Source organism: Roseovarius spongiae (assembly GCF_003651245.1).
Taxonomy (GTDB): domain Bacteria; phylum Pseudomonadota; class Alphaproteobacteria; order Rhodobacterales; family Rhodobacteraceae; genus Roseovarius; species Roseovarius spongiae.
The window spans coordinates 237,545-252,109 of sequence record NZ_RAPE01000002.1 but is presented as its reverse complement, the minus strand read 5'-3'; the positions used below and the strand labels follow the sequence as shown (position 1 = coordinate 252,109).

General features: G+C 69.4%; 16 protein-coding genes. 7 read left to right on the top strand and 9 right to left on the bottom strand.

Going from position 1 to position 14,565, the window contains the following annotated elements; genetic code table 11:
• Positions 1-37: 37 nt before the first annotated feature.
• The 6 genes from murB to ftsW form a co-directional block, all read right to left on the bottom strand.
• The gene (gene murB / locus D6850_RS07980; RefSeq protein WP_121166843.1) at positions 38-979 is read right to left on the bottom strand and encodes a UDP-N-acetylmuramate dehydrogenase; all 942 of its coding nucleotides are present in this window, start codon (positions 977-979) and stop codon (positions 38-40) included.
• A gap of 100 nt (positions 980-1,079) precedes the next feature.
• A complete protein-coding gene (locus D6850_RS07975; RefSeq protein ID WP_121165643.1) occupies positions 1,080-1,364 on the bottom strand; it encodes a hypothetical protein in 285 nt (94 codons plus the stop codon).
• Positions 1,361-1,618: a DUF2484 family protein gene (locus D6850_RS07970; protein ID WP_121165641.1), complete on the bottom strand. Its 258-nt coding sequence runs from the start codon at positions 1,616-1,618 to the stop codon at positions 1,361-1,363. The genes D6850_RS07975 and D6850_RS07970 overlap by 4 nt, the downstream gene beginning before the upstream one ends.
• A 4-nt stretch (positions 1,619-1,622) precedes the next feature.
• Positions 1,623-3,020, bottom strand: a complete 1,398-nt coding sequence (gene murC / locus D6850_RS07965; protein ID WP_121165639.1) for a UDP-N-acetylmuramate--L-alanine ligase — start codon at positions 3,018-3,020, stop codon at positions 1,623-1,625.
• A complete protein-coding gene (murG, locus tag D6850_RS07960) occupies positions 3,017-4,123 on the bottom strand; it encodes an undecaprenyldiphospho-muramoylpentapeptide beta-N-acetylglucosaminyltransferase (RefSeq protein WP_121165636.1) in 1,107 nt (368 codons plus the stop codon). Before murG ends, murC begins: the two co-directional genes overlap by 4 nt.
• Positions 4,120-5,286 carry a putative lipid II flippase FtsW gene (ftsW, locus tag D6850_RS07955; RefSeq protein WP_121165634.1) on the bottom strand — a complete coding sequence of 389 codons (1,167 nt, stop codon included), beginning with the start codon at positions 5,284-5,286 and terminating at the stop codon, positions 4,120-4,122. The genes murG and ftsW overlap by 4 nt, the downstream gene beginning before the upstream one ends.
• A 194-nt stretch (positions 5,287-5,480) precedes the next feature.
• Here ftsW and D6850_RS07950 point away from each other — a divergent pair, with 194 nt between their 5' ends.
• Positions 5,481-6,668 carry a BaiN/RdsA family NAD(P)/FAD-dependent oxidoreductase gene (locus tag D6850_RS07950; RefSeq protein WP_121165632.1) on the top strand — a complete coding sequence of 396 codons (1,188 nt, stop codon included), beginning with the start codon at positions 5,481-5,483 and terminating at the stop codon, positions 6,666-6,668.
• Positions 6,669-6,738: 70 nt separating this feature from the next.
• Here the strand turns inward: D6850_RS07950 and map are convergent, their stop codons facing one another.
• Positions 6,739-7,551 (bottom strand): type I methionyl aminopeptidase, encoded by an 813-nt coding sequence (gene map, locus D6850_RS07945; protein WP_121165630.1) that lies wholly within the window; start codon positions 7,549-7,551, stop codon positions 6,739-6,741.
• Between the two features lie 83 nt (positions 7,552-7,634).
• Positions 7,635-8,336: a DNA/RNA nuclease SfsA gene (gene sfsA, locus D6850_RS07940; RefSeq protein ID WP_121165628.1), complete on the bottom strand. Its 702-nt coding sequence runs from the start codon at positions 8,334-8,336 to the stop codon at positions 7,635-7,637.
• Positions 8,337-8,383: 47 nt separating this feature from the next.
• Here sfsA and D6850_RS07935 point away from each other — a divergent pair, with 47 nt between their 5' ends.
• Genes D6850_RS07935 through D6850_RS07920 form a run of 4 tightly spaced genes read left to right on the top strand, consistent with a single transcriptional unit; the run spans position 8,384 to position 11,391 of the window.
• Entirely contained in the window at positions 8,384-9,103 is a 720-nt protein-coding gene (locus tag D6850_RS07935) for a competence/damage-inducible protein A (RefSeq protein WP_121165626.1), read from the top strand.
• Complete coding sequence (locus tag D6850_RS07930; RefSeq protein ID WP_121165624.1) at positions 9,100-9,837, top strand: GNAT family N-acetyltransferase; 738 nt, start codon at positions 9,100-9,102, stop codon at positions 9,835-9,837. Before D6850_RS07935 ends, D6850_RS07930 begins: the two co-directional genes overlap by 4 nt.
• Positions 9,834-10,409 (top strand): peroxidase-related enzyme, encoded by a 576-nt coding sequence (locus tag D6850_RS07925; RefSeq protein WP_121165622.1) that lies wholly within the window; start codon positions 9,834-9,836, stop codon positions 10,407-10,409. The genes D6850_RS07930 and D6850_RS07925 overlap by 4 nt, the downstream gene beginning before the upstream one ends.
• Positions 10,396-11,391 (top strand): OmpA family protein, encoded by a 996-nt coding sequence (locus D6850_RS07920; protein WP_245964132.1) that lies wholly within the window; start codon positions 10,396-10,398, stop codon positions 11,389-11,391. Before D6850_RS07925 ends, D6850_RS07920 begins: the two co-directional genes overlap by 14 nt.
• Before the next feature lie 18 nt (positions 11,392-11,409).
• Here the strand turns inward: D6850_RS07920 and D6850_RS07915 are convergent, their stop codons facing one another.
• Positions 11,410-12,138, bottom strand: a complete 729-nt coding sequence (locus D6850_RS07915; RefSeq protein ID WP_147438876.1) for an SH3 domain-containing protein — start codon at positions 12,136-12,138, stop codon at positions 11,410-11,412.
• A gap of 174 nt (positions 12,139-12,312) precedes the next feature.
• Between D6850_RS07915 and D6850_RS07910 the strand changes: the two genes are divergently transcribed.
• Together D6850_RS07910 and D6850_RS07905 are read left to right on the top strand one after the other, a co-directional pair.
• Positions 12,313-13,854 carry a phospholipase D family protein gene (locus D6850_RS07910; protein ID WP_121165615.1) on the top strand — a complete coding sequence of 514 codons (1,542 nt, stop codon included), beginning with the start codon at positions 12,313-12,315 and terminating at the stop codon, positions 13,852-13,854.
• Entirely contained in the window at positions 13,842-14,546 is a 705-nt protein-coding gene (locus tag D6850_RS07905; RefSeq protein ID WP_121165613.1) for an endonuclease/exonuclease/phosphatase family protein, read from the top strand. The genes D6850_RS07910 and D6850_RS07905 overlap by 13 nt, the downstream gene beginning before the upstream one ends.
• Positions 14,547-14,565: the final 19 nt, after the last annotated feature.

Here is a 14,565-nt window from a genome sequence, read left to right as displayed (position 1 = left end):
CCGTTCGCGGCCCTGTTTTATTTGCTCGTCTGCTGGCTCAGGGTTTGTCGCCCGTCGCCGGGGCCGGTTCGCCGACCCTCATGATTTCCCACTCTAGCCGGATTGCGCTGTTTTGAAAAACCTTTTTTCGCACCTCTTCGCCAAGCCCTTCGAGATCCGCCGCCGTCGCGCCCCCGGTGTTGACGAGGAAGTTCGAATGTTTCGGACTCATCTGCGCGCCGCCGCGCCGCGCGCCGCGCATGCCGGCGTCGTCGATCACCTTCCACGCCTTCATCTCGTGGCTGTCGTCGGCGCGCCCGGTGCTGCTGAACCCGGCCGGGTTGCGGAAGGTCGAGCCCGCCGTGCGCTCCTTCGTCGGCTGGGTCTCGTCGCGCCGGTGCAATTGCGCGCTCATCTTCGCGTCGAGCGTGTCGGGATCGCCTTCGGACCCGCTCAGCGTGGCTTGCGTGATGACCGCGCCCGCGGGCAGATCGGTCTGGCGATAGCGAAAATTGAGGTCGTCCGCGGTGAGCGTCACGACCTCACCCGTTCGCGTCACCGCGCGCGCCGACACGAACGCGTCCGCCGTGTATGTTCCGTAACAGCCCGCGTTCATCCGCACCGCGCCCCCGATGGCGCCGGGAATGGTGCGCAGGAAGGTAAGGTCGATCCCCGCCTCTGCGGCCCTGCGCGCCACATGCGCGTCGAGCGCGGCGGCGCCCGCGGTGACGCGGTTGCCCTCCGTCTCGATCCCGTTGAAACCGCGCCCCAGCCGGATCACCACGCCGCGCAAGCCCCCGTCGCGCACGATGAGGTTGCTGCCCACCCCCATCGGAAAGACCGGGATGGCCGGGTCCAGATCGCGCAGGAACGCGGCGAGATCGTCCTCGTCCGCGGGCTGGAACAGCCACTCGGCCGGGCCGCCGGCGCGCAGCCAGGTGAGGTCCGACAGCGGGCGCTCTGGCGTCAATCTGCCGCGCGGGGTGGGAAGTTCGGTCATGGCGCTGTCTTCGGGCAACGGGGGCGGGAATGCAACCGTGTCATGAAACCGGGCCGCCGGATTCGAGTATCTTGAGAACAGTGAAAGGGTATGGACGCTATCAGAACCGGCGATACCATGCGAGGCCAAGCATGGCGCCCAGCAGGCCGCCGAGGAGCCAGACCGGAAGGATCAGCCCAGTGAAGAGCGCCGCGCGCCCGCCTGCGCCCCACGCATGGACAAGCGCGGCGCCGCCAAGGACGAGGACGGCGCCAAGCACCCAGCCGATCGCGACGCGGCGCCATGGGTGTCGGGCGCATTGGCGAAAGAAGATGCCGACGCCGGTGCAGAACACTGCAAGGAGCAACGCGAAGAAGATATATGGATCGACGACGATCCCGTTCACCCCTGCCGCTGCGAATCCTGCCCGCGCAGACGGCGCAGCAGGTGAACCAGCGGCCAGCGCAGCATCGACATCGCCCCCAGCAGGCAGGCGAGCCCGATCCAGGGGCCGGTCTGCCAGGTGACGTAACCCAGCAGCGGGATACCGAGCGCGATCAGCAGGTAGGCCAGCCGCCAGTGATTGTCGCGGCTCGGCCGCATCGCAAGCACGTTGGCGACAATCGCCCAGAGACACACGAGGATGAGAGAGGTTGGCATCGCGCTATCCTTTCAGCCGCCCGGGCAGGGCGTTGGCCCAACCGCTGATCGTCCCGGCCCCGAGGCAGACCACCATGTCGCCCGGGCGCGCCTCATTGCGGACAAGGCGTTCGAGGTCGTCCTCGTCCTCGATGGCGCGCGCATCGCGGTGGCCGTGCCGGATGAGCCCGGCGACGAGGTCGTCGCGGCTCGCCCCTTCGATGGGGTCTTCGCCGGCGGCGTAGACCGGGGTGATGGCGACCATGTCGGCCTCGTTGAAGCAGGCGCAGAAATCCTCGAAATGGTGGCTGAGGCGCGTGTAGCGGTGCGGCTGGTGCACGGCGATCACGCGCCCCTCTGTGGCGTGGCGCGCAGCCTTGAGAACGGCCATGATCTCGGTCGGGTGGTGGCCGTAATCGTCGATGACGGTCACGCCGTTCACGACGCCGACGCGGGTGAAGCGGCGATTGACGCCGCCGAACGCGGCGAGCGCCGCGCGGATCTCATCCGCCTTCATGCCGAGATGGTGCGCCACCGCCACCGCGCTCAGCGCGTTGGAGACGTTGTGATCGCCCGGCATGGGCAGCGCGCAGTTCTCGATCACCGCGCCCTCGGCCTGCAACGCCACGTCGAAATGCGCGACGCCGCCCTCGTAGCGCAGGTTCACCGCGCGCACGTCCGCCTGCTTGTTGAAACCGTAGGTGACGACGCGCCGGTCGGTCAGCCGCCCGACCAATGTCTGCACGTCCGCGTCGTCGGTGCAGCAAATGGCGAGGCCGTAGAACGGGATGTTGCTGACGAAATCGTAGAAGCCCTGGTGCAGCGCCGCCTCGGTGCCCCAGTGCTCCATGTGCTCGGGGTCGATGTTGGTGACGATGGCGATGGTGGCGGGCAGGCGGTTGAAGGTGCCGTCGCTTTCATCCGCTTCGACCACCATCCATTCGCCCTGCCCCACCCGCGCGTTGCTGCCATAGGCGTGGATGACGCCGCCATTGATGACGGTGGGATCGAATTTCCCATGGTCGAGAAGCGCGGCCACCATCGTGGTGGTCGTCGTCTTGCCATGCGTGCCCGCCACGGCGATGTTCGACTTGAGCCGCATCAACTCGGCCAGCATCTCGGCCCGGCGCACGATCGGCAGACCGCGCGCGCGCGCGGCGTCGAGCTCGGGATTGCCGGGCTTGATCGCCGAGGAGATGACGACGACCTCCGCGTCATCGATGTTCCCGGCGCGCTGACCCTCGAAGATATGCGCGCCCTTCTTCTCCAGCCGCTCGGTGATCGGCGTGCTCTTCAGGTCGCTGCCCTGCACGACGTAGCCGTGGTTGAGCAGCACCTCGGCGATGCCCGACATGCCGATGCCGCCGATACCGACGAAATGGATGGGGCCGACGTCGCCGGGAAGCTTGGTCGCTGCGTTCATGTGGACTCGCCTTTGCCTGCCAGTGTTTCGACCAGATCCGCCAGTCGCTCGGCGGCGTCGGGGACGGCGCAACTCAGCGCCGCGCGCGCCATCTGCGCCGCGCCCTCGGGATTGACCAGCACGGTCTCGATCTGCTCGCCCAGCGCCTCTGGGGTGAGCCGCTTCTCGGGGATGATGATCGCGCCGCCCGCCTCCCGAAGCGCGCGGGCGTTCGCGTTCTGGTGATCGTTCGTCGCGATGGCCAGCGGAATCAGGATCGAGGGACGTCCGATGGCGCTGATGTCGGCGACCGAGGAGGCGCCGGCGCGGCTGATGACAAGCTGCGCCTCGCTCATCCGGCGGGGAACGTCGCGGAAGAACGGCTCGACCTCGGCGGTGACGCCGTGTTCGGCGTAATAGGTCGCCACGCGCTCGCGGTCCTCGTCGCGGGCCTGGTGGCTGACGCGGATGTTGCGCAGGATTTCCATCGGCAGCCCGGCGATGGCGGGCGGCGCGAGGTCGCTCAGGATGCGCGCGCCCTGGCTGCCGCCGATCACCAGGATCGACATCGGGTAATCGCCGGGCGGGATATAGCCGGCGCCCGCCCGCTCGGCGATGGCGGCGCGGACCGGGTTGCCGACATGGCGCGCCTCGCCGCCCTCGGGGATCTCCGTGGGCCATGTGCCGCAGGCCACGACGTCCACGCGCCGCGCGAAGGCGCGGTTGACCCGGCCCAGCACGCCGTTCTGTTCATGCACCATGCGCGGGCGGCGCAGCAGCGTCGCGGCGCTCAGCGCCGGGATGGTGGGATACCCGCCGAACCCGATCACCGCGTCGGGCCGGTCGCGCAGCATGCGCGCGCTCGCGCCGATCACGCCCGAAGCGATGCGGAAGGGCGCGACCAGCTTCGAGCCCATGCCGCCGCGCGCGAAGGTGGCGCTGCTGATCTGCTCGATCTCGACCGTGTGGGGAAAACCGCCCGTGTAGCGCGCGCCGCGCGCATCGGTGCTGAGCTTCACCCGCCAGCCGCGACGCAGCATGACCTCGGCCAGCGCCTGCGCCGGAAACATGTGCCCCCCGGTGCCGCCCGCGGCCATCAGCAACAGGGGCTCGCGCCCGCTCATCGTCCGCGCGCTCGCAGGATGTCGCCGATCTCACCCTGGGGGCGCGTGCGGGTAAAGGCGAACAGCATGCCAAGCGCGATTCCCCCCGCGATAAGCGAGGAGCCGCCATAGCTCACGAAGGGCAGCGTCATGCCCTTTGCCGGCAGCAGGCGCACCGCGACGCCCATGTTGATCATCGCCTGAACGCCGAAACTCGCCGCGAGCCCGGCGCCCGCCAGCCGGATGAAGGGATCGCGTTCGCGCATCAGGCGCGAAAGCGCGCGCACCACGACGATCGCGTATAGCGCGATGATGGCGAGGACGAGGACCAGCCCGTATTCCTCGGCCGCCACCGCGATGATGAAATCGGTATGCGCGTCGGGCAGCGACCACTTGACCGTGCCCTCGCCCACCCCGACGCCAAAGAACCCGCCCTCGCGGATCGCGTCGGTCGCGAAGCCGAGCTGCGTCGTGGGATCGAGGTCGGGGTTGAGGAACCCGTCGATGCGGCGCGCGAAATGTTCGGAATTGGCGTAGGCGAAACTGCCGACCATGATCACGCAGCCGGCCATGCCCAGCAGCAGCAGGATCGGCGCCCCGGCCACGAAATACATCACCCCCCATGAGAAAAGCAGCAGAGACGCCTGCCCGAAATCCGGCTGCATCGCGAGCAACGCGACGAGGACTATCGCCAGCAGGAAGGACCAGGTCATCCCCGGCGGCCCGCCGATCTCGCGGCTGGCGGCCATCAGCCACGCGGCGACGACGACGAAGCCGGGCTTGAGGAATTCCGAGGGCTGCACGCTCGCGAAGCCGAGCGAATACCAGCGCACCGCGCCCTTGCCGAAATCGGTCCCGAGCACCGGCAGCATCACCAGCGCGGCGAACGCGGCCAGAAACCCGATCACCGCAAGGCGGCGCACCAGTTGCGGGCTCATCATCGAGGTGAACAGCATCACCAGCATCGCCAGCCCGCCAAAGAAGGTCTGGCGCTGAACGTAGTGGAACGGGGCGAATCCGTTCTTCTCGGCCAGCGGCGGCGATGCGGCGAACCCAAGCAGGATGCCGATCCCGAACAGGATGAGCACGCAGGAAACCGACCACTTGTCGATCGTGCGCCACCACTTGGGCAGGACCGGTTCGACATCGCGAACGGGAATCGCCCCATAGACCATTTCTGTCATGCCAACCGCCGAATACTGCCTCAGATGCGCCCCTTTGCGGGGTCTGTTCGGGAAAGTAACAGGTTGAAAGGCGCGTGGGAAGGGAAGAGATTGCGCCGCGCCGGCCTTCTCCCGCGTGAAACCGGGGCGCGCGCGCACGCCATCGTCGGCGCGCGGCCCTTGACGCGCGACACGCCATCGGGCAGGCGCGCTTCATGCAGATCGATACGCTGATCCTCGGTGCGGGCGCCGCCGGCATGATGTGCGCGGCCCACGCGGGCGGGCGCACGCTGGTGATCGACCACGCGAAGGCGCCGGGCGAAAAGATCCGCATCTCGGGCGGCGGGCGCTGCAACTTCACCAATCTGCATTGCGGCCCCGAGAACTTTCTCTCGGCCAACCCGCATTTCTGCAAATCCGCGCTCGCCCGCTATACCCAGTGGGATTTCATCGACCTGGTGGACCGCCACGGCATCGCCTGGCGCGAAAAGACGCTGGGCCAGCTTTTCTGCGACGGCTCCGCGCGCGAGATCATCGCGATGCTGCGCGCCGAAATGGAACGCGCCGGCGCAGATCTCTGGCTGCGCACCTCGCTGGCGGACCTGAGCCATGACGGCGCGCGCTTCATCGCCACGCTCGAACGCGAAGGCGCGCGCCACCGCGTAACCGCGCGCAACCTCGTGCTGGCCACCGGGGGCAAGTCGATCCCGAAAATGGGCGCGACCGGCATTGCCTACGACATCGCGCGCCAATTCGGTCTTCCCGTCACCGAAACCCGCGCCGGCCTCGTGCCGTTCACCTTCGCGCAGGGCCGCTTTGCCGCGCTGGCCGGCGTCTCGCTCCCGGTGCGCGCCAGTTGCGGCGCGGGCCGCTTCGACGAGGCGCTGCTCTTCACGCATCGCGGCCTCTCGGGCCCGGCGATGCTGCAACTGTCGTCCTACTGGCGCGAAAGCGAGGAGATCGCCATCGACCTCGACCCCGACGGCGCGCTGCTCGAACGTCTGCGCGCCCAGCGCGGCGCTTCGGGCGGCCATCGGCTCACCACGGAACTCGCCCGCCACCTGCCCGCGCGCCTCGCCGCGGCGCTGCCCGACCTGCTGGGCCTGTCACTCGCCGGCAACCTCGCCGATCAGGGCGACGCGGCGCTCACCGCGCTCTGCGCGCGCCTGCGCGACTGGCGCCTCACGCCCGCGGGCACCGAGGGCTACCGCACCGCCGAGGTCACGCTGGGCGGGATCGACACCGGCGCGCTTGACGCCCGCAGCCTGCGCGCGCGCGCCGTGCCCGGCCTTTACGCCATCGGCGAAGCGGTGGACGTCACCGGCTGGCTCGGCGGCTACAACTTCCAATGGGCCTGGGCCTCGGGCATGGCCGCTGCCCGCGCGATCAAAGCGCCCGCCTGACCGACCCCCGGTCTTTTCAATGTTCCAGAAATACTCAAACCGGCGGCGCGCGCAGCGCAGCGCAGCCCCTTCAGCCCCAGGTGGGGTGAAACAGCCCCTTGGGCGAGGGCGTGAAGATCTCCGCCCCCGTCGCGGTCACGCCGATCGAATGCTCGAACTGCGCCGAAAGCGACTTGTCCCGCGTCACCGCCGTCCAGTCATCGGCCAGCACCTTGGTGTCGGGCCGCCCGAGATTGACCATCGGCTCGATGGTGAAGAACATCCCCTCCTCGAGCACCGCCCCGGCGCCCGAGCGCCCGTAATGCAACACGTTGGGCGGCGCGTGGAACACCCGGCCAAGCCCGTGCCCGCAGAAATCGCGCACCACCGACATGCGATGCGCCTCAACGAAGGCCTGGATCGCGTGGCCGATATCGCCAAAGGTGGCGCCGGGGCGCACCGCCTCGATCCCCTTCATCAGCGCGTCATGGGTCACCTGCAACAGCCGCTCGGCCTTGCGGCTGAGCTTGCCGGCGACATACATCCGGGAGGTGTCGCCGTACCAGCCGTCGACGATCACCGTCACGTCGATATTGAGGATATCGCCGTCCTTCAGCACCTTGTCGCTCGGGATGCCGTGGCAGACCACGTGGTTCACGCTGATGCAGCTCGCGTGCTGGTAGCCCTTGTAGCCAATGGTCGCGGATTTTGCGCCGGCCTCGTCGATCATCCCCTCGATCAGCGCGTCGAGCGCGCCGGTCGTCTGCCCCGGCGCGACATGCGGCGCGATCTCGTCCAGTATCCGCGCGGCGAGCGCGCCGGCCTTGCGCATCCCGGCGAAATCCGCGTCCTCATGGATGCGTATCCCGTCCTTCGTCACCCGTCCGCGATGCTGATCGTACACGTCTCACCTATCTTCGTTTCCTTTGCGCGCCCCGTTCTAGGCCTGTTGCGCCGGAAGGGAAAGTGCAGAAGCGGCGCAGGCGATCACGCGATCTCGACCCGCGGGCCCATCGTGACGCCGTCGCGGGTGATCCGGGCGGCGTGGGCGATGATCTCGACCCCCGCTTCGCGCGCCGCTTCAAACGCCGCCGCGTAGGCCGGATCGATATCCGCGGCGACGGCGACGCGCGTGCAGTCGCTGCGCTGCACGAGGTAGAACAGCACCGCGCGCGCCCCCGCCGCCGCGACGCCCGCGAGGTCCGCCAGATGGCGCGCGCCGCGCGCGGTCACGGCGTCGGGGAATTCGGCCAGGCCGGGGCGGCGCGACAGGGTGACGGATTTCACCTCGACATAGGCGTCGGCCCGCCCGGCCCCGCGCAGCAGGAAATCGATGCGGCTCTTCTCGCCGTAGCGTTGCTCGGGCAGGATCGCGTCATAACCCGAAAGCGCATCGATGCCCCCCGCGTCGAGCGCCGCGCGCACCACCCGGTTGGCCGCGCCGGTATCCACGCAGGCCAGCCCCCCGCCCCCAAGTTCGGTAAGCCGCCAGCCGTATTTCAGCTTCTTCTTCGCATCGTCGTTGGGCTCCACCCAGATCCGCGCGCCCGGCTCCGCGAGCCCGGTCATCGCGCCGGGATTGGCGCAATGCGCCACGGCCTCGCGCCCGCTATCGAGGCGGATATCGGCGAGGAACCGCTTGTAGCGCCGCAGCAGCACGGCCGGCTCGAGAGGGGTTTGAAACCGCATGACCGCGCCCTATACCCGGAGCATGCGCTATGCAAGGAGGCCCGGAGATGCCCAACCCCACCGCCGCGATGCTCGTGATCGGGGACGAGATCCTGTCGGGACGCACGCGCGATGCGAACATGCATTTCCTCGCCGGCGCGCTGACCGAAGCGGGGATAGACCTGCGCGAGGTGCGGGTGATCGGCGACACGCCGCAGGCCATCCAGGACGCGGTGCGCGCGCTTGGCGCCGCGCATGACCACCTCTTCACCTCCGGCGGCATCGGCCCCACGCATGACGACATCACCGCCGATAACGTCGCCGCCGCGTTCGGCCGCGCGATCGGCGTGCGAGAGGATGCCCGCGCGGTGCTTCAGGCCCATTACGACCGCGCGGGGATCGAACTGAACGAGGCCCGCCTGCGCATGGCCCGCATCCCCGAGGGCGCAGAGCTGATCGACAACCCGGTGAGCGCCGCGCCGGGTTTCCGTCTCGAAAACGTCTACGTCATGGCCGGCGTGCCGCAGATATTCGAGGCGATGGTCGCCTCGGTCCTGCCGACGCTGACGGGCGGCGCGCCGCTCATCTCGCGCAGCCTGACGGTGGAGCGCGGCGAGGGCGACATCGCCGCGCCGCTGGCCGACCTGGCCGCGCGCCATCCCGCGCTCTCCATCGGCTCCTACCCGTTCCAGCGCCACGGCGCGTTCGGGGTGAACGTGGTGATCCGCGGCCAGGACGCGGCGGAGGTCGACGCCGCGATGGGCGAACTGGCCGGGATGGTCGGATGACGCAGGCGTCCGGGGCGCATCTCTTTGACGTGCTCGAACATACCTGGCCCGCCGCCGGGATGCGCCCGCTCGGCCCCTGGCTGATCCGCGATGGGCGCGGCGGCGGCAAGCGGGTGAGCGCGGCCACCGCGAGGACGCCCGCGAGGGCGGAGGAGCTGCCCGCCGCCGAAGCGGCCATGCGCGCGTTGGGCGAGCTTCCCCGCTTCATGATCCGCCCCGGCGAGGAGACGCTCGATTCGATGCTCGAGGCCGCCGGCTACCGGGTGATCGATCCGGTCGTGATCTACAACGCGCCGATTGCTACGCTCACCCAAGAGCGCCCGCCGCGCATCGCCACCTTCGACATATGGGAGCCGATGGCGATCCAGCGCGACATCTGGGCCGCCGGCGGGATCGGTCCTGCGCGCCTTGCCGTGATGCAGCGCGTTCAGGGCCCCAAGACGGCGCTGTTCGGACGCGACGCCTCCCGCCCCGCCGCGACCGGATTCGTCGCGGCGCACGCTGGCGCGGCGATGGTGCACGCGCTCGAGGTGCTGCCCGCGCATCGCCGCCACGGGCTTGGCCGCCGCCTGATGACGCATGCGGCCTTCTGGGCGGCGGCGCGGGGAGCCGCGCAGCTGGCGGTGGCGTGCACCACGGCCAACGCGGCGGCCTGCGCGCTCTACGCGGGGCTGGGCATGACGCCCGCCGCGCATTACCATTACCGCGAACACCCCGAAGGAGCCGCGCCATGACCCGACAAGAGGACAGCCCCACCGCGCTCGACCTGCCGCCGGTCGACCCGCTGCCCGAGGCCACGCAAAAGTATTTCGACATCTGCCGGGAAAAGCTCGGCATGGTGCCCAACGTGCTGCGCGCGCACGCCTTCGACATCGACAAGCTCAACGCCTTCACCGGCCTCTACAACGATCTGATGCTCGCCCCTTCGGGCCTGAGCAAGCTCGAGCGCGAGATGATCGCCGTCGTCGTCAGCTCGATCAACCGCTGCTGGTATTGCCAGGTCGCCCACGGCGCGGCGGTGCGTCAACTGTCGGGCGATCCCGCGCTCGGCGAGGCGATGGTGATGAACTGGCGGGTGGCCGATCTCGACGCGCGCCAGGCCGCGATGCTGCGCTTCGCCGAGAAGGTCACGACCGAGAGCGCCCGCGTCGAGGAGGCCGACCGCGAGGCGCTGCGCGCCGTCGGGTTCAGCGACCGCGACATCTGGGACATCGCCAATGTCACCGGCTTCTTCAACATGTCCAACCGCGTCGCGAGCGCCACGGGCATGCAGCCCAACCCGGACTACCACGGTGCCGCGCGCTAGGGTCCGGCGGCTCTTTCCCATCGCATTCGCCGTGTCGGCCGCGCTGGCGCCGCCCGCGGACGCGTTCGAACTGAAGCTGCCCGGCAACGGCGCGCTGGCGCGCGAGGTGGTGCGCGATCCCGACACCTACCTCGTGCCGGTCGGACCGTGGTCGGACGGAGGGCTGCCCACGCTCGACGTGTCCGGGCGGGTCGTGCAGCAGGCGTGGCGGATCGTGATCGACGGAATCACCACGCTCCAGATCATGCGCCCGCTGGCCGCGCAGCTGACGGAGGACGGATTCGAAATCCTGTTTCAATGCGCCGGGCAGGAATGCGGCGGCTTCGATTTCCGCTTCGGCACGGACGTGCTGCCCGCGCCCGACATGTTCGTCGATCTCTTCGATTACCGATTCCTGTCGGCGCGCGGGCCGGGGCCGCAATACGTGACCGTCCTGGTCAGCTACACGTCGGGGACCGCCTATGTGCAGATCATCCATGTCGGCGCCGACGACGCGGCGCCGCCGCGCATCGAACCCGACGCCGGATCGCGCCCCGTGGCGCCGCCGGAGCCCGGCCAGACCACTGAAACCGAAGCGCCGCCGGACGACGGCGCGGCGGCGCCTTCCACGCTCGGCGCCCGGCTTGAACAGAAGGGGCATGCGATCCTGTCCGATCTGGAATTCGACACCGGCTCGGCCGCGCTCGGGAAGGGGCCGTTCGCCTCGCTCGACGCGCTTGCGACCTATCTCAAGGCCAACGCGGCGCGGCGCGTGGCGCTCGTGGGGCATACCGACACGGTCGGCGGGCTTGACGTGAACGTCGCGCTGTCGCGGCGGCGCGCCGCCTCTGTGCTCGAACGGCTGGCGACGAAGCACGGCGTGCCGCGCGCGCAGCTCGAAGCCGACGGCATGGGCTATCTCGCCCCCATCGCGCCGAACCTCACCCCCGAAGGCCGCGAGGCCAACCGCCGGGTCGAGGCGGTGCTGCTCGCCAGGGAATGACGCGACAGCGGCGCCCGCTCACTCGTCAAACGGGCCCCCGATCTCGATGATGGCGAAGCGGTCCGACCCCGGCACGCGGGCCATCCCGAACTCGAGCCGCTGCGCCTGCCCGAAATTGCGGTAGTGCGCCACCAGGTTCGCCCGCCCGCGCAGGATCGGCGGCTCGCCCCAGGTCACGTCGAGGTCGCGAATGTCGTGATCCTGCCCGTCCAGCAGATTGTCGGCGCCGGTATCCGCCAGCAGATGGTCGGCGATGTCGGGCGTGACATACCTGCGCAACGCGCCGCGGTCCCGGTAGAAATCGCCATTGATCCAGCGGGTCATGAAATCGTGGACAACACCGGGCAAGGCGGCCTCGGGTCCGTCCGTCGGGATGCCGGCATCCAATGCGGCGGGCCCGCCGGCGTCCTCGGCCAGATACGCCGCATTCGCCCAGCCCAGCCGCTCGCCGAGGCGAACGAGGCACCAGCGCGCCGCGAACTTGTGGCCCGCAGCCTCGAGCGCCCGATACTGCTGATAGGTCAGCGTCGGCACGCAGACCACCATGTCGATGCCGCGCGCGTTCGGGGCAAGCTTTGCGATCCGCGGATAGCGCGTCCCGGGCCCTGCGCGCAGGTTCAGCGTATCGTCGGCGGCCACGCCGGTCACCGCCCACGCGTCGGGCCCGTGCCCGTCCAGCGGGCTTTGCGCCGCGGCGCTCATTGCGCTTGCGCCCAGCAGGGCCGCAGCCAGGATCACACCTTTCATCTCACACACTCCCATTCACGCGATCGGGTTCCGCGCGGCACCATGACAGGTCCGCCCCGGCTGTTCCAGCGGGCCGGCATTTTCTGGCGTCCGCGCGGCGCACCCCCTATATGATGCGCAGATCGACCGGCGGAACTGGCGCAAGGCGCGCACGAATGGAAAATATAGGACGCAATGGTGACAGCGCTAAAAATCCTCGTGGCGGCGATCGCGGTCCTTGCCCTCGTCATCATCGCGGCGCGCCAGATCTTCGCGATCCCGCCGCATGACGGGCGCGTCGACAGCAAGGCCCTGCCGCCGCCGGACAATTCGCCGCTGGTGCGCTCGGCCGCGCGCCAGCATGCGCGGCACGCGGGCAAGACCGGCGTGGCCACGCTCGGCAGCGGAACGGACGCCTTCGCCGCGCGGATGATCCTGGCGGACGCGGCCGTGTCTTCGATCGACGCGCAATACTACATCTGGCACGGCGACCTGACCGGCGCGCTTCTGCTCGACGCGCTGAGGCGGGCCGCGGAGCGCGGCGTGCGGGTGCGGCTGCTGCTCGACGACAACGGCACCTCGGGGCTCGACGCGGAACTGGCGGCGCTTGACGCGCATGAAAACGCCGAGGTGCGGCTTTACAACCCGTTCAACCTGCGCCGCCCGAAACTGCTGTCCTACTGGTTCGACTTCTTTCGCCTCAACCGGCGGATGCACAACAAGTCCTTCACCGTCGACGGCGCGGTTTCGATCCTTGGCGGGCGCAATATCGGGGACGAGTATTTTGAGACCGGCCCGACCGCGCTCTACGTCGATCTCGACGTGCTCGCCGTGGGCAACGTGGTGCCCCGCATCGCCGCGGATTTCGACCGCTATTGGGCCGCGCAGGCGGTGCATCCGGTCGGCCCCATCCTCGGCCCGCCCCCTGTGGGCGACCCCATCGGCGACGCGGTGGCGCGCCATCGTGACACGCCGCAACTGGCCGAGTATCGCGAAGGCATCATCGCGTCCGACATCGTCCAGGCGCTGCGCCAGGCGACGCTCGACCTGGAGTGGAGCGACGTGCTGCTGGTCAGCGACGACCCGGTCAAAGGCCAGGGCGCGGTCCCGCGCGAGAAGCTGCTGCTGACCCGGCTGGTGCAGGCCGTGGGCCGGATCGAGACCCGCTTTGATGGCGTGACGCCCTATTTCGTGCCGGGCGCCGGCGGGGTCCGGGCATTCGCCGGGCTTGAAGAACAGGGCATCGACGTGCGGATCCTGACCAATTCTCTCGAGGCGACCGACGTGCTGCCGGTCCATGCCGGCTATGCCAAGCGGCGGCGCGACCTGCTCCGCGCCGGGGTCGAGATGTTTGAATTGCAAAGCCGCGCGGCCATCGGCACGCCCAAGGAAAAGATCGGCCCCTTCGGGTCCTCCGGCGCCAGCCTGCACGCCAAGACCTTCGCGGTGGACGGCAAGCGCATCTTCATCGGGTCGTTCAATTTCGATCCCCGCTCGGCGACGATCAACACGGAGATGGGGCTGCTGATCGACAGCGCGAACATGGCCGACCAGATGCACGACGCCTTCGATCGGCAACTCGACGGGCTGGCGTGGCAGGTGCTCGAGCAGGACGGCCGCCTGGTCTGGCGCGACGGCGCGGCGGGCGTCACCACCGATCGGGAACCCGGGACCACCGCGCTCAAGCGCGCGGCGCTGACGGTGATCGGCTGGCTGCCGCTCGAATGGCTGCTGTGAGGATCGCGAGCTACAACATCCGCAAGGCGGTGGGCCTCGACTGGCGGCGCGACGGCGACCGGATCGTCGACGTGCTGAAGGAAATCGACGCCGACGTCGTGGCGCTCCAGGAATCGGACAAACGCATCGGCCTGCGCGCGGGCGTGCTGCCCATCGACCGGCTCGAGCAGGAGCTTGGCTATCGCTTCGCCGATCTCTCGGTGCGCCCGCACAGCCACGGCTGGCACGGCAACGCGGTGCTCTACCGCCCGCAGAAGGGGCTGATCCTCGACGACGCGCAACGCATCGAACTGCCCGCGTTCGAGCCGCGCGGCGCCGTCGCGGCGCGGTTCCGCGCACCGGATTTCGAGGTGATCGGCGTCCATCTCGGCCTGACTGCGGGCATACGCCGCAAGCAGCTCGCCGCGCTACGCGAACACCTTCAGACGCTGAGGCATCCCGGTCTGCTCGCCGGGGATTTCAACATCTGGAAGGGCAGCCGGGAATTGCGCGACACCCTCGGAGACAGCTGCCGGATCATCATCCCCGGCAAGAGCTTCCACACCTCGCGCCCGACCGCCGCGCTCGACCGTTTCGTGCTGACCGGGGCGGCCACGCCGCTCGCAAGCCACGTCCACCGCTCCGAGAAGGCCGCGCGCGCCTCGGACCATCTGCCGATCGTGATCGACCTCGACCTGCCCGCGAAAGCGTAAAGCCCCCGCCTATTGAAGA

Bases quoted from the DNA above. Each gene is read 5' to 3' on its own strand.
- murB (WP_121166843.1), bottom strand. From the start codon at position 979: ATGACCGAACTTCCCACCCCGCGCGGCAGATTGACGCCAGAGCGCCCG.
- D6850_RS07970 (WP_121165641.1), bottom strand. From the start codon at position 1,618: ATGCCAACCTCTCTCATCCTCGTGTGTCTCTGGGCGATTGTCGCCAAC.
- murC (WP_121165639.1), bottom strand. From the start codon at position 3,020: ATGAACGCAGCGACCAAGCTTCCCGGCGACGTCGGCCCCATCCATTTC.
- murG (WP_121165636.1), bottom strand. From the start codon at position 4,123: ATGAGCGGGCGCGAGCCCCTGTTGCTGATGGCCGCGGGCGGCACCGGG.
- ftsW (WP_121165634.1), bottom strand. From the start codon at position 5,286: ATGACAGAAATGGTCTATGGGGCGATTCCCGTTCGCGATGTCGAACCG.
- D6850_RS07950 (WP_121165632.1), top strand. From the start codon at position 5,481: ATGCAGATCGATACGCTGATCCTCGGTGCGGGCGCCGCCGGCATGATG.
- sfsA (WP_121165628.1), bottom strand. From the start codon at position 8,336: ATGCGGTTTCAAACCCCTCTCGAGCCGGCCGTGCTGCTGCGGCGCTAC.
- D6850_RS07935 (WP_121165626.1), top strand. From the start codon at position 8,384: ATGCCCAACCCCACCGCCGCGATGCTCGTGATCGGGGACGAGATCCTG.
- D6850_RS07930 (WP_121165624.1), top strand. From the start codon at position 9,100: ATGACGCAGGCGTCCGGGGCGCATCTCTTTGACGTGCTCGAACATACC.
- D6850_RS07925 (WP_121165622.1), top strand. From the start codon at position 9,834: ATGACCCGACAAGAGGACAGCCCCACCGCGCTCGACCTGCCGCCGGTC.
- D6850_RS07915 (WP_147438876.1), bottom strand. From the start codon at position 12,138: ATGAAAGGTGTGATCCTGGCTGCGGCCCTGCTGGGCGCAAGCGCAATG.
- D6850_RS07910 (WP_121165615.1), top strand. From the start codon at position 12,313: ATGGTGACAGCGCTAAAAATCCTCGTGGCGGCGATCGCGGTCCTTGCC.
- D6850_RS07905 (WP_121165613.1), top strand. From the start codon at position 13,842: ATGGCTGCTGTGAGGATCGCGAGCTACAACATCCGCAAGGCGGTGGGC.